Annotated in this window: 11 protein-coding genes, 1 tRNA gene and 1 other annotated feature; of the genes, 11 read left to right on the top strand and 1 reads right to left on the bottom strand. The window is 40.3% G+C overall.

Annotated elements, in window-relative coordinates:
* Window positions 1-55 precede the first annotated feature (55 nt).
* Window positions 56-1,342, bottom strand: coding sequence for an aspartate aminotransferase type Ic (locus L877_RS0103560; protein WP_026834922.1), 1,287 nt, complete (start codon window positions 1,340-1,342; stop codon window positions 56-58).
* 278 nt (window positions 1,343-1,620) lie between these two features.
* Between L877_RS0103560 and L877_RS0103555 the strand changes: the two genes are divergently transcribed.
* The 11 genes from L877_RS0103555 to L877_RS11990 all read left to right on the top strand — a co-directional run.
* Complete coding sequence (locus L877_RS0103555) at window positions 1,621-2,568, top strand: D-2-hydroxyacid dehydrogenase (protein WP_026834921.1); 948 nt, start codon at window positions 1,621-1,623, stop codon at window positions 2,566-2,568.
* Window positions 2,569-3,465 (top strand): hypothetical protein, encoded by an 897-nt coding sequence (locus L877_RS13355; protein ID WP_026834920.1) that lies wholly within the window; start codon window positions 2,569-2,571, stop codon window positions 3,463-3,465.
* Window positions 3,466-3,511: 46 nt separating this feature from the next.
* Window positions 3,512-3,747, top strand: a binding site (T-box leader).
* Between the two features lie 114 nt (window positions 3,748-3,861).
* Entirely contained in the window at window positions 3,862-6,519 is a 2,658-nt protein-coding gene (locus tag L877_RS0103545) for a valine--tRNA ligase (protein WP_026834919.1), read from the top strand.
* Window positions 6,520-6,533: 14 nt separating this feature from the next.
* Complete coding sequence (locus L877_RS14190; RefSeq protein ID WP_169729781.1) at window positions 6,534-6,674, top strand: hypothetical protein; 141 nt, start codon at window positions 6,534-6,536, stop codon at window positions 6,672-6,674.
* Window positions 6,675-6,704: 30 nt separating this feature from the next.
* The gene (locus L877_RS0103535; protein ID WP_156922976.1) at window positions 6,705-8,111 is read left to right on the top strand and encodes a tetratricopeptide repeat protein; all 1,407 of its coding nucleotides are present in this window, start codon (window positions 6,705-6,707) and stop codon (window positions 8,109-8,111) included.
* A 114-nt stretch (window positions 8,112-8,225) separates the two neighbouring features.
* Window positions 8,226-9,347 carry a hypothetical protein gene (locus tag L877_RS0103530; RefSeq protein ID WP_026834917.1) on the top strand — a complete coding sequence of 374 codons (1,122 nt, stop codon included), beginning with the start codon at window positions 8,226-8,228 and terminating at the stop codon, window positions 9,345-9,347.
* Window positions 9,348-9,483: 136 nt separating this feature from the next.
* Window positions 9,484-9,557, top strand: a tRNA-Arg gene (locus L877_RS0103525).
* Between the two features lie 98 nt (window positions 9,558-9,655).
* Window positions 9,656-10,522: a class I SAM-dependent methyltransferase gene (locus tag L877_RS0103520; RefSeq protein WP_026834916.1), complete on the top strand. Its 867-nt coding sequence runs from the start codon at window positions 9,656-9,658 to the stop codon at window positions 10,520-10,522.
* Between the two features lie 441 nt (window positions 10,523-10,963).
* Window positions 10,964-11,491, top strand: a complete 528-nt coding sequence (hpf, locus tag L877_RS0103515; RefSeq protein WP_026834915.1) for a ribosome hibernation-promoting factor, HPF/YfiA family — start codon at window positions 10,964-10,966, stop codon at window positions 11,489-11,491.
* Window positions 11,492-11,704: 213 nt separating this feature from the next.
* Entirely contained in the window at window positions 11,705-13,810 is a 2,106-nt protein-coding gene (locus L877_RS13350; RefSeq protein ID WP_051437651.1) for an endo-1,4-beta-xylanase, read from the top strand.
* A 194-nt stretch (window positions 13,811-14,004) separates the two neighbouring features.
* Window positions 14,005-14,148 (top strand): transposase (locus L877_RS11990; protein ID WP_034784994.1); only part of this gene is annotated, 144 nt, incomplete at its 3' end.

Here is a 14,148-nt window from a genome sequence, read left to right as displayed (position 1 = left end):
AGACAATTTTTGGAAACGCATTTTGCTGGTCTTACTCACGTTGTTCGTAAGACAATTACTTATCTGCAAGAATCTTGTCGATGCTTACAAGTTTTGTGCAGAGAACAAAGATCTCTGTTGCCTGAGCCATCTGCTCAGCAGTTGGATAAGAAGGTGCAATTCGGATGTTGGAATCCTCCGGATCATTCTTATATGGGAATGTAGCGCCTGCACCTGTAAGTGTAACACCGGCTTCCTTGCACTTTTGAACGATTGCCTTTGCACATCCTGAAAGGGCATCGAAGGAAATAAAGTATCCGCCGTTAGGATTTGTCCACTTTCCAATTCCTGCATCTGACAACTCTCTGTCAAGAATCTCCAGTGTTGCTTCAAATTTTGGCCTCATCTCAGCCGCATGCTGCATCATCTTCTTCTTGAGACCTTCAGCATCCTTAAAGTAACGAACATGTCTCAGCTGGTTGATCTTATCATGGCTGATGATCTGAATATTCATCTGCTTGCGCGCCTCGTCGAGATTTGCGATAGAAGAAGCCATAACAGATATTCCGCCGCCAGGAAAGCTGACTTTAGAAGTTGAAGTGAATTCAAAAACCATGTTTGGATTTCCTGCTTTTTCACACTCGCTTAGAATGTCAAGGATTTCGTCGTGCTTATCCTCGTAAAGGTGGTGCATAACATAAGCATTATCCCAGAACAGTCTGAAGTCCTTAGCAGCCGGCTTGAGATTTGCGAAACGCTTAACAACCTCGTCGCTGTAAGAGATTCCGGTTGGGTTTGCATACTTAGGCACGCACCAAATACCCTTAATAGCCTCATCTGTGCTAACGAGCTTTTCAATCATATCCATATCCGGTCCATCTTCCTTCATAGGAACAGGAATCATCTCAATTCCAAAATGTTCCGTAATGGCGAAGTGACGGTCATATCCGGGAACAGGACATAAGAACTTAACTTTATCTAATTTACACCAAGGTGTATTACCAAGAAGTCCATGTGAATATGCGCGAGAAACTGTATCATACATAATTGTAAGACTTGCATTACCGAATATAATCACATGGTCAGGTGTTGTATCAAGAACATCTGCCATAAGCTTTTTGGCTTCAGGAATTCCGTCCAATCCACCATAATTGCGGCAATCCAAACCGTTTTCAGCGTGCATATCTGACTTGGAATTTAATACATCAAACATATCCATACTTATGTTGAGCTGAGCTGTGCTTGGCTTTCCACGTGACATATCTAGCTGAAGACCAAGTGCTTTCATCTCCTCGTATTTTTTCTCCAAATCCTTTTTTAGAGCTTCCAATTCTTCTTTGGACATTTCCAAATAACTACTCATATCGTCGCACCACACGGGTGCTTCCTCCTTTCAGGGTACCTCTTAATAACATCTCAGTTATCTTCTATATTATTGTATGTCAGCACAAAAACTGTCACACACTTTTCTATTATACATCTTTTTTTAGTTTTTTCAAGATTTTTTTGTATTTTATTTAAATATAATTAAAAATGCAATGTAATTACTTTAAAATCATTATTGACATGGCTGTTACTTCTAAAATATAATTAAATATGAGACAAAGTCTTGTGAATTAGCATAGAGAGGTAATGATTGAGATGAAAATTGTATTTATGGAAGCCGATACTTACGGCGATGATATAGATTTAACGAAGTTTAGCCAATTGGGGGAAGTGGAAATCTATCCCGAGACAGACCCTGAGAAAAATCCCCACAGAATCAAGGATGCAGACGTTGTAGTTGTAAACAAAACTCTTATGAATGAGCCGACGCTAAAGTTAGCCTCTAATCTGAAGTTGATTGCTGTTGCAGCGACAGGCACCAACAATGTGGACTTTGACTATGTCAACAAGCGAGGTATTAAAGTATGCAATGTAGGAGGTTACTCTACCATGAGCGTGGCTCAGCATACCTTCGCACTTGCCTTGTATCTCTACGAGAAACTACCATACTATGACAATTTTGTTAAATCAGGAAAATATTCCGCCACGGATCTCTTCACTCACATGGGAAGAACTTTTCATGAATTGGATGGTAAGGTTTGGGGGATTTTTGGACTGGGGGCAATAGGAAAAAAGGTGGCTGAGATTGCCGGAACATTTGGCTGCCATATCATATACACGTCCTCAACAGGAAAGAATACATCCGGGGAGTATGAGTGCGTTGACTTTGATACACTGTTAGCTCAATCGGATATTCTCTCCATACACGCTCCACTTCATGAAAAAGATAAATCAATATTTAACTACTCGGCATTTAGCAAGATGAAGCGCGATGCCTTGTTGATTAACGTGGCTCGCGGACCAATAGTGAATCAGGCAGATTTGGCTAAAGCCCTTGACGATGGTCTGATTGCCGGAGCGGGGATAGATGTGTTTGACACGGAGCCAATAGCAAGTGATGATCCGCTCTTGCGAATCAAGGATAGTTCGAAGTTGATTATGACTCCGCATATCGCATGGGCGACGGTGGAAGCAAGGACCAGATGTTTGGAAGAGGTATATAATAATATAAGCACGTGGAAGAAGGAAAATGGGGTAAGCTGAATGAAAATGAAAAAAACCATGTTTGTAATAGCCGTTTTTACTTTGGCAATTCTGAGCACACTCTACAGAAGTAGAACCGATGTAAATGCGAGTACTACAAATAGAGAATGGAAAAAGAATAATAATAAATATGGAAGTGCCAAACAGCTAAAAAGTAAATCAGCATTTATCATTTTGTATGTCAATGACAAGGATAGCTCCTGGACTGAGAAGAGAAAGAGTGACATGAAGAAAAAGCTCAGGCATTCAATAGAATTTATTAAAAAAAGCGCCAAGGAGTACGGAGCGTCGCCGGAGCTTATCGCTGATGTCTACGATGGGAAAGAGTATTCGGATTTGAGTTATAATATCAAGTCTGACATTTCATTTACAGACAAAGAGAATGACACGGACAAAATGTATAAAAAAGTTAAATCATATATTAACAAGCACGTGAAACTGCGAAAAATCAGAAATAAATACAAGACAGACAGCATTGGTTTCCTGGTTTTGCTAAATAAAAGTGGGGTGTGCCATACGCATGTTCATGTGGCTTCAAATGGCAAGAAAGACTTTTATGAGTGCTCCATGCTCTTTGACAAGTATGACTCCAGGCAAGAAGGGGCATCTACATATGCTCATGAAATGCTGCATCTTTTCGGAGCGAGAGATTTGTACACAGTTTCCTATGGAGATGGGATAACAAAGCGCTTTATCAAATATGTAAAAAAGCATTTTCCAAGGGAAATCATGTTGACAACACTTTCAAAGGGGAAAGTGCAGTTAAAGTACAAGATTACCAATAAGGTGAGTCGCATTACCGCATTTTTCCTCGGATGGAAGAAGAATATCCCTGAAAAAGACAGGTTTTATCTCTATGCACCAAAGCCGAGAGGAACTTGGGATATGTCAGTTTAAAAATATTTCTTGACATCCACAGAAAATTTATATATTATAAGAAGTGATAAATGCATTGAAGAAGAGGAGTACTTTCTGTAACCCATGAGGCGAGATTGCCGTAGAGAGAACTTTCACCGGCTGAAAGAAGTTCTGGTAGTGCAGATTGGAAGGTAGCTTTGGAGCAGGGTTCTTGAAGTTTTCATGGTAGGGAATCTCGGATAATCCCCGTTAAAGGATAATGAGGAACATATGTATATATGTTTGAATTAAGGTGGTACCACGTGAGTTCACGTCCTTATAGGCTTGACAAGGCGAGGTGCCAGAGGAATTGAGTATTTCATCCCAGGTATCTCACCTGGGATTTATTATTTGAAACTAATTTTAAAGGAGGGCGCCGTCTGGCGCGAGAACATTATGAAGAAAGAATTGGGAAAAACCTATGATCCAAAGGATATTGAAGACAGATTATATCAGAAGTGGATCGACAAGAAGTACTTCCACGCAGAGGTAAGAGAGGATAAAAAACCATATACAATAGTTATTCCTCCACCAAATATCACAGGACAGCTCCACATGGGACATGCCCTTGATAATACTTTGCAGGATATTTTAATTAGATTTAAGAGAATGCAGGGCTTTGAAACTCTCTGGCTTCCGGGAACAGACCATGCATCTATTGCCACAGAGGCAAAAGTTGTTGAGGCTCTGAAGGAAGAGGGGCTCAGCAAAGATGAGATTGGCCGTGAGAAGTTCCTAGAGCGCACATGGGCTTGGAAGGAACAGTACGGCGGAAGAATCGTAGAACAGCTTAAGAAGATGGGTTCATCCTGCGACTGGGATAGAGAGCGTTTCACCATGGATGAGGGGTGTAATAAGGCTGTAAAAAAGGTATTTGTAAATCTGTACAACAAGGGTCTTATCTATAGAGGTGAGAGAATCATCAATTGGTGTCCACATTGTTTGACATCAATCTCAGATGCAGAGGTAGAGTATGAAGATCAGAAGGGACATTTCTGGCATCTTCGTTATCCGTTGGCTGATGGAAGCGGATATATCAATCTCGCTACAACTCGTCCTGAGACATTGTTAGGTGATACAGCGGTGGCTGTAAATCCAAATGACGAGAGATACAAAGACATGGTAGGTAAGGAACTCATCCTTCCTATAGTTCACAGAAAGATACCTATTGTTGCCGACGACTACGTTGATATGGAGTTTGGAACGGGTGTTGTTAAGATTACACCTGCGCATGACCCTAACGATTTTGAAGTAGGTCTTCGCCACAATCTGCCGGTGATAAATGTCATGACAGATGATGCCAAGATTGTAGATGATTATGAAAAATACGCCGGCATGGATAGATACGAGGCCCGCAAAGCTATCCTCGTAGATCTTGAGGCAGAGGGCGCACTTATCAAGACAGAGGATCATGATCACAACGTAGGAACATGTTATAGATGTGGAACGACAGTTGAGCCACGCGTAAGTAAGCAGTGGTTCGTTAAGATGAAGCCTCTTGCAGGCCCAGCTATTGACGCAGTTAAAAATGGCGAGACAAGATTTGTGCCGGACCATTTTAATAAAACATATTTCCACTGGTTGGAGAACATCAGAGATTGGTGTATCTCCAGACAGCTCTGGTGGGGACATCAGATTCCGGCCTTTTACTGCGATGACTGCGGAGAGGTTGTTGTAACAACAGATAATGAAGCAGTTTGTCCGAAGTGCGGCAAGAAGATGCGCCAGGACCCAGATACCCTTGATACATGGTTCAGTTCAGCATTGTGGCCATTTTCAACACTCGGCTGGCCTGACGAGACAGAGGAGATGAAGTATTTCTATCCAACAAGCACACTTGTTACGGGTTATGATATCATCCCATTCTGGGTAATGCGTATGATGTTTAGTGGAATTGAGCACACTGGTCAGGTTCCATTTGATACCGTGCTCATTCATGGACTCGTGCGCGATTCTCAGGGACGCAAGATGAGTAAGTCGCTTGGAAACGGTATTGATCCTCTCGAGGTCATCGACAAGTACGGCGCAGACGCATTGAGATTGACTCTTGTAACGGGAAATGCTCCTGGAAATGACATGCGTTTCTATTGGGAGCGTGTGGAAGCCAGCAGAAACTTTGCCAATAAGGTATGGAATGCGTCAAGATTCATCATGATGAATTTTGCGCAGAACGAAGATATAGATTATGAAAATGTTCCGCAAGCAGACCTCACTCAGGCTGACAAGTGGATCATCGGAAAATTTAACAAGCTTGCCAAGGATGTAACGGCTCATCTTGAGTCATTCGACCTTGGAATTGCAGTTCAAAAGGTATATGATTTCATCTGGGAAGAGTTCTGTGACTGGTATATCGAGATGGTTAAACCTAGATTATATAATGAGGCTGATACTACAAAGGCTGCAGCATTGTATACTTTGAAGACGGTTCTCACTAAGGCGTTGAAGCTTCTCCATCCATTTATGCCATTTATCACAGATGAGATTTACTGCACATTGATGGATAACGATGAGGATTCAATCATGGTATCTGATTGGCCGGTATTCTCTGAGGAAATTGAGAAGGATTTCGCAGAAGATATGGCTGCGGTTGAGAGAATCAAAGAAGCTGTTAAGGGAATTAGAAATATCCGCGGTGAGATGAATGTTCCGCCTAGCAAGAAGGCATCTGTAATTGTTGTCAGCGAAGACAACGAAGTATGCGAGATTTTTGAGAAGAATCGCGTGTTCTTTGCAACGCTCGGTCTTGCCAGTGAGGTTAAAATTCAAGCTGATATGACTGGTGTTGATGCCAATGCAGTTTCTGTAGTTATCGATAAGGGAACAATCTACATGCCTTTTGAGGAATTGGTAGATGTAGAGAAAGAAATTGAGCGTCTCAAGAAGGATGAAAAGAAGTTAGAAGGAGAACTTAAGCGTTCTGAGGGAATGCTTGGAAATCCTAACTTTGTAAATAAAGCTCCTGCCAAGAAGATTGAGGAGGAGAAAGCTAAACTTGAGAAATACAAGAGTATGATGGCTCAGGTTAAAGAGAGACTTGCTCAGTTACAAGGTTAATCGAGGTGTCGAATATGATAGATTACGAAAAGGAACTTGAAAAGTACGAATTCAGCCATGAGGTTGAGCAGGTTGAAGAGGTAGTAAACCAGACCAGCCTCACTGATATGACGGATATTGTGAGAGAACTCTTATTTGAATCTCGCGGTCAATAGTACTAGAAGTGCAGAGTGCTCCTCTGCAGAATGGAGAAGATAATGAGATGTCCAAGATGCGATGCAGAACTGACAAATAATGTCAAAGTTTGTCGGTTCTGCGGTCAGGATTTAGAGATAATCCAACACATCAATAGAATATCGAATGCCTATTATAATATGGGTTTGGAAAAAGCTCAGGTGAGAGACTTGTCCGGAGCTGCTATTGTGTTGCGCAAGAGTCTAGAATACAACAAGACCAATACCAAGGCGCGAAATCTGCTTGGATTAGTATATTATGAACTTGGTGAGATTGTTGCCGCTTTGGCAGAGTGGATTATTAGTTGCCACTTTGAACCAAACAACAATCGAGCTAGGTACTATATAGATGAAGCGCAAGACAATAAAACCGCTTTCAACAACTATAAGTTGGCTATTAAAAAGTACAATTCAGCCCTCAAAGCGATGAAAGAGGGAAATACTGATTTGGCAATAATCCAACTTAAAAAGGTTGTAAGTCTCAATCCTAAGTTTGTTCGTGGTGCACAATTGCTTGCACTTGCGCATATGATTAATCATGATTTTGTTAGAGCTGTCAAGGTTTTGAAGAAGATTCATAAGGTGGACTTCAATAATACAACAACTCTGAGATATATGCAGGAAATAGGCGCAAGATTTAGCGACAATAATAAAATACAAGAGAGTACAATCAAGAGCTTTCAACAAAGAGCTAGACAGGAGGCCAGAGAGTCAGGCCAAATTATCGAAAATGATGTTGATCAGAACAAGCGACTGACACCGGTATTTTATATTGTTGGAGGAATAATAGCCGGACTTATTGTTGCATTTGTATTGATTAGGCCGACTCTGTCAGGAAATAAACTAACACAGAATTCTGAGTCTCTCTATGAGAGTAACCAACAACTGTCTGTTATGGAGGCTAAAGCTTCATCCTATGAAAAAGAAGTTTCTGAACTCAATAAAAAAGTCGAGAAGCTTCAGGCTGAGATAGACAAGGGAGAGCTTAAGAATTATGAGATCGTCAAGCGAGACGAGGCCCTTTTACAGGCTATGAAGTACTATGAGGACGGCGAGCTCTTACTTGCTGCCGGTGCAGTTAGCCAGTATAAAGCTTCTGATTACTCTGCCGGTGCAGAGAGAGAACTTTATCAAAAAGTTTCCAAGAAACTGACTTCGGATGATGTAAGCACTTTGGTCTCCGAGGGACGCTCCAAGTTTAATTCAAGTAATTATGATGGAGCTAAGATTTGTCTTCAACAGGCACTTTTAATTGATAAAAATAATCTGGATGCTTTGTATTTCATGGGACGTGTATACCAGATGAAGAACAATTATAAGAAAGCCAAGGAGTATTATGATAAGGTAATTAAAGTGGGACCAAATACAAGTCAGTTCAATAATTCCAAAGAGCGTTTGGGTGAAATGGGGTACCAATAGACAAATAACATAATTTAATAGTTTTGTGTACAAAATGGCCTTCAAGAGCAAGAGTTGAAGAACTGATTCTTGAAGGTCATTTTGGTAGATGATAAAAATTTAGGAGACTAGAAGATGAGTAAATTAGTATTAATTCCATTATCAATAGTAGCAGTTGTCGCAGCTTTGTTCTGTATAAATAATTTTACTTCAGAAAAAAGCTCGGATACAACTTATGTAAATGAAAAAAGTGCGATAGAGACAGAAAGTCTTGAAAACAAAGAGTACAAGGATTCTGTTGAAATCTATGATATAAAACATCAAAAGAAAATTAAAGTATGTTCTGTGGATATGGATGGGAAACCTTCGTATTTCGCTCCACGAAGAAGTGATCAGGGAGTCGATTTTTCGACAAAACTTTCTTTAAAAGAAATTGCTGAAAGTAATATTAAAGGATATGTCGGAGAATATAGACGTGTAGTGAAAGGCAATAAGCGAAGAAATGACGGCATAGTATTTTGTGTTGAAGATAATTGTTTTTGTATAGAAAAGGTTGCCAGTGGTGGATACACATGTAGGTCGCTTTATTCGGAATACGAATACAAAGATGGCTTTGTAAAAGTTGTTACACCAATGGATTATGAACTGAATTGGGTTGGTATGTATCCGTTCTTGGGATTAGAAATGGATGCTTTAATGTGGATAGATTTATATTCAACAGAAGAATTGCTTGACTTCTATGGCAGATTGTCATCTGATGTTTGCGAGGTGGATAAGGATAATGCGACTGTGATGTTGAATGGATATTATTTCCATGGTGATAAAGTTGATGTACTAAAGGATGTTGCAATAGTAGATTGTAAAAATAAACGCGTATATGTTAAGATTTCCGAAAACAAATTCAATGTTTTTGAGAAAAAAGCGCACTATACGCTCGAGAACCCATCTAATAAACCTATGAATGATGATTCTTTAAAGGTTATGAAAACAGGAAAGAAGAGTATCTGGTGTAAAGAATTCAAGATGGGAACAGATGGAATGTGGGAATGTGAGGATAAGAAATTTGGAGTTATGACAACAGTGACTCATGTGGACCCCAAAGATCCTCTAGATCATGCTAAAAAACCACAATTTATACTGCTGGCGAAAGACTATTCTGTCAAGCCGTCTTATGAGGAATGTGAGAAAAAGTTTAAAACTGGTGATTTGTCAGAGGACTATGTAGTTGTTTCTAAGGATGTTACGAAGTATGAGTAGGGTTACAACTCCCCCCAATGCAGCCCTGCCATAGTGACGGCAGCTTTATAGAAGCTTCCTCCGTAAAAAAATCAAAAAACCCCTTGACAGATATAACCTACTATGGTATCATATATTTTGCGTGTGAAATGCAAATGTGGGTTTAGCTCAGCTGGATAGAGCGTTTGGCTACGGACCAAAAGGTCGGGGGTTCGAATCCTCTAACCCACGTAGAGAAGTCTTACATTTTGTAAGGCTTCTTTTTTTTGATATTGCTGCCTAAAATCCTTGCCTTTTGTGGCATTTTAATAAGAAACGAGGTAATTGACATGTGGATAGCAGATCAGTGGAAAGATTATGAAGTCATTGATACGTCTTCAAATGAAAAGTTGGAGAGATGGGGGGATTATATATTAGTTCGTCCAGATCCTCAAGTAATCTGGGACACTCCTCATGATGCGAGAGAGTGGAAGAAGAAGAATGCCCACTATCATAGAAGTAATAAAGGTGGTGGACAATGGGAGTTTTTTGACTTGCCGGAGCAGTGGACTATTGGATATAAGGATCTAAGGTTCAATCTAAAACCTTTTAATTTTAAGCATACCGGACTTTTCCCGGAACAAGCAGTAAACTGGGATTGGGCTATGAATCTTATCAAGAATAGTAATCGAGAGATAAAGGTTTTAAATCTTTTTGCCTATACAGGAGGGGCGACAGTTGCCTGTGCGAAAGCTGGGGCTAAGGTAACTCATGTGGATGCGGCCAAGGGAATGGTTACGTGGGCCAAGGAAAATGCTCAGGCCTCGGGACTCGGAGATGCGCCGATAAGATATCTCGTAGATGATTGTGTAAAGTTTGTCGAGCGCGAGATAAGACGCGGAAATCACTATGATGGAATTATCATGGATCCGCCTTCATATGGAAGAGGACCGAAAGGAGAGATTTGGAAGATTGAAGAGAGAATCTATCCGTTTATCCAGTTATGTAGTAAGGTTTTGAGCAAAGATCCACTATTCTTTTTGGTAAATTCATATACCACAGGATTGCAACCAGCCGTATTAACATATATGCTTGAAACTGTTTTGGGTGAGAAGACAAAATTCGGTGGAAAAATCTGTTCGGATGAGATTGGACTTCCGGTTTCGCGAAATGGTCTTGTGTTGCCTTGTGGAGCATCTGGAAGATGTGAGTTTTGATTGAAAATTACCCCGAATATGTGTGACAATTCAAAACAGAACAAAGGTTTGCAGACAATAGTAGAATGATTTTTGTCAAAAGTTATTGACAGAAAAAGGCCTTATTTTTTATTTATAATGAGTTATAAACAGAGTTATTGACAGTATTGACAAAATAATTAGACTAATGTAGCAAAGAAAAGGACTGATTGACAATTGGGTGAGTTGTATGACAACTTGACAACTTAGGGGTAATTCTACTGCTGAAGAAAGCAAAAATCTACAAGAGTAGAAAGTGAAGGTTTTTAAAAGATTTTTGATAAAAGTCAAGCCGTGTTTTGCGAACAACATACGTGGATTTTTTCGAATAAAAGCTTGATGATTAATGGGATTTGTTATATAATATAGATACAGGATGACAGACATTCATCTTGAATATTATGGGCAAAGGAGCTGATCATCATGAATTTAGTAATAAGCGGCAAAAACTTAGACATTACAGAGGGTTTGCGTTCAGCAGTTGAGGAGAAGATAAGCAAACTGGAGAGGTATTTTACAGAAAGTACAGAAGTACATGTAACTCTTAGTACTGAGAAGAATCGCCAGAAGATTGAGGTTACAATCCCTATGAAGGGAAGCATTATAAGAGCAGAGGAAGTTAGCTCAGACATGTATGTATCTATTGATCTTGTAGAGGAGGTTATCGAGAGACAGTTACGCAAGTACAAGAACAAGCTTATCGATAAGGCGCAGAATGCAGCACAGCTTAGCCGTGCATTTATCGAAGAGGATGATTATGATGAGGAGCAGATTTCCATCATACGTTCTAAGAAGTTCGCTATCAAGCCTATGGATGCTGAAGAAGCATGCGTACAGATGGAACTTTTGGGACACGATTTCTTCGTATTTAGGAATGCAGATACCGATGAGGTGAACGTGGTATATAAGAGACAGAACAATACATATGGTTTGATTGAACCTGAGTTCTAAGTGGCTTATACTAATGTGTTTGGTATTTGATGATTTAATTAAATATTGAATATGTAAGGCTGTTACATCGATGGATGTGGCAGCCTTTTTCTAGATAAATCAAAATTTAATCTACATATATCATATAAGATTAGCGGGAAATATAGTAAAATTAGGATGTAGTAGTATGATAAAGCCCTGAAGATATTCAATTTATATTGGAGGTTTTTGATCATGAAAAAAAATGTAATTGGAATGATGGTTGCCGGAGCTGTGGTTCTCAGTACAATCGGTACTACGACGACAGTGGATGCGGCCAAAAAGGTAAAACTTTCCAAGAAAAGCGTGACTTTGAAAGTTAAGAAAAGTGTCACACTAAAGGTTAAGAATGCAAAGAAAAGTGCAAAGGTAAGCTGGAAGACATCTTCTAAGAAGGTTGTAAAGATAGCTAAAAAGGGGAAATTCAAAGCCAAAGTCACAGCTAAGAAAGCGGGAAGTGCCAAGATTACATGTACGGTAAAATCTGGTAAAACTAAGAAAAAACTTACATGTAAGATCAAAGTAACAGCGGCAAAAGCTCCGGCTTCGACTGAAGCGAGCCAGACAACGCAAGCGCCGAACGCAGCAACAAGTCCGGTAGAAACTTCGCCTGTGTCAACACCGAGTGAAGCTCCAACGGCGACTCCGACGGTAGAGCCTACACCAACTCCAACGCCATTTGTTCCTTCTGTTTATGAGGGTGCGGGATTTGAGAATGGAGTTGCAACATTTGACAAGGAAAGCGATATTGCAGTTTCTAATACTGGAAGTGCAGCTGTCGAGTCAGTTCCCGGACGATCAGGAAATGCCATTGCCCTAACTGAGAGGAAGCAGTCATGGTGGGGAGGCGGAAGCACACTGGTTGTTGATTTGACTGAGGGAATTCAAAAAGGTGGAACATACAAGTTCACAGCATATATACAGCTTTTGGGAAGCATGGATGAGTATGTAACCATGAAGGTTCGCTTGGACAACAGCGGTACAGTTGATCTCGTTGAAAAGTTTGATGTTGAGGCAGAGGCAGGTCTGTGGACAAAGCTTGAGGGTGAAGTGAGAATTCCAAAGGCGGTTAATACGATTGGAATTGAGTTTGCGACACCTGAGAATGTAGAGGATGACTTTGCAATCGATGATTTGAGCGTAGAGATGGTTGGACCTGTAACAGATGATGAGAAGTTGCCAAGTTTGGCAGAGACATACAAGGATTTGTTCCCGCACTTCGGAACTTGTGTCAGCTTTGGGGGAAGAAGACAACTTCGTGAGCCAAACTCGCTTAATTTTGTAAAGAGTCAGTTCAATAGTATCACACTTGAGAATGAACTCAAACCAAGTTCGGTATTGGCCAACCAGCGAATTAGCGTGGAAGAGGCCAAGAATCAGGGATATATTATTCCTGATGGATACGAAGAGAAAAATGTTCCTGTAATCAATTTCGGAACAATTGACGAGGCGTTGCAGGTTTTGAAGGACAATAACTTGCAGATGCGTGGTCATACGATGATGTGGCATCAGCAGACACCATCTTGGTTCTTTGGAGAGAATTATGGCAATCAAAAGCCAACCACTCCAGATCTAATGAACAAGAGACTTGAGTTTTACATAGTAAATGTCATGACACACATTATGGAGAAGGAAAAGGCTCTGGGATGCCAACCTGGAGATTTGGTATATACATGGGATGTATCCAATGAGTACCTTCATTCTGATGATGATCCGGACCAGATTAGTTGGAAAGATGTTTACGGAAACCTCAGAGATAAGCCGGTTTACATCAAGACAGGTTTTGAAATTGCATACAATGTGTTGAAGAAGTATGGTGTGGAGAACAAGATTACACTTTGCATCAACGATTATAATACATATGATGAAGTAAATGAGTACATTGCTTTGGCCAACTACATTAATGATGGAGAAGAGGCTAAGATCTGTGGAGGTTTGGGAATGCAGTCACATGTTGACGTAGACAGACCTACAGTGAAAAAATTCCTCGATGCGGTTGAGGCGTTCGTTGCCACAGGACTTGAAGTTCAGATTACAGAGCTTGATGTTACAATCAATTATGCCAAGAAATCAGGTGGCTTCAAGGATGCTGATCAGGCTGCATATGTGGCTGAGATGATGAAGGGGCTTATAAATATTCAGAACACCCGAGACAAGAATACTACCAAGGGAATCACCGGTATAACTTGCTGGGGATTGTATGATTCAGTATCTTGGAGAAGTGCCAATAATCCACTGTTCTTCAAATACTACAGTGTTCCAAAGCAGTCATTCTTCGAGATGATCAATGCTGTGAAGTAATGAAATTATAATTTCAGAGAAAAATAGTCGGCGTCCGAGTTGGGCGTCGACTTTTTGGGTTGTATAGCAATAAAAATAAACCACCGGCTATGCCGGTGTGACCCGCATAAGCTTCAGCTTCAAGAAAAAACTCCTATGTTATAATAGAAATGGTTCGCCAACCATACTATCAATAACATAGGAGGGATCCAATAATGGATATGAATAGTTTAGCACATACAAAGTGGGAATGTAAATACCATATTGTATTTGCCCCAAAGTTTCGTAGAAAAGTAATCTATGGAAAAATACGAGCTGATGTAGGAAACATACTTAGTATGTTATGCAAAAGAAAGGGA

The organism is Eubacterium xylanophilum ATCC 35991, from assembly GCF_000518685.1.
GTDB classification, from domain to species: Bacteria; Bacillota; Clostridia; order Lachnospirales; family Lachnospiraceae; genus Eubacterium_F; species Eubacterium_F xylanophilum.
The sequence above is the reverse complement of the archived record's forward strand: the minus strand, read 5'-3'. Positions and strand labels throughout refer to the sequence as shown.

What these genes read in the sequence shown, in the direction of transcription:
- L877_RS13350 (WP_051437651.1), top strand. Translation starts at nt 11,705, where the DNA reads ATGAAAAAAAATGTAATTGGAATGATGGTTGCCGGAGCTGTGGTTCTC.
- L877_RS0103520 (WP_026834916.1), top strand. Translation starts at nt 9,656, where the DNA reads ATGTGGATAGCAGATCAGTGGAAAGATTATGAAGTCATTGATACGTCT.
- L877_RS0103555 (WP_026834921.1), top strand. Translation starts at nt 1,621, where the DNA reads ATGAAAATTGTATTTATGGAAGCCGATACTTACGGCGATGATATAGAT.
- L877_RS0103535 (WP_156922976.1), top strand. Translation starts at nt 6,705, where the DNA reads ATGGAGAAGATAATGAGATGTCCAAGATGCGATGCAGAACTGACAAAT.
- L877_RS0103545 (WP_026834919.1), top strand. Translation starts at nt 3,862, where the DNA reads ATGAAGAAAGAATTGGGAAAAACCTATGATCCAAAGGATATTGAAGAC.
- L877_RS0103530 (WP_026834917.1), top strand. Translation starts at nt 8,226, where the DNA reads ATGAGTAAATTAGTATTAATTCCATTATCAATAGTAGCAGTTGTCGCA.
- L877_RS0103560 (WP_026834922.1), bottom strand. Translation starts at nt 1,342, where the DNA reads ATGAGTAGTTATTTGGAAATGTCCAAAGAAGAATTGGAAGCTCTAAAA.
- hpf (WP_026834915.1), top strand. Translation starts at nt 10,964, where the DNA reads ATGAATTTAGTAATAAGCGGCAAAAACTTAGACATTACAGAGGGTTTG.
- L877_RS14190 (WP_169729781.1), top strand. Translation starts at nt 6,534, where the DNA reads ATGATAGATTACGAAAAGGAACTTGAAAAGTACGAATTCAGCCATGAG.
- L877_RS13355 (WP_026834920.1), top strand. Translation starts at nt 2,569, where the DNA reads ATGAAAATGAAAAAAACCATGTTTGTAATAGCCGTTTTTACTTTGGCA.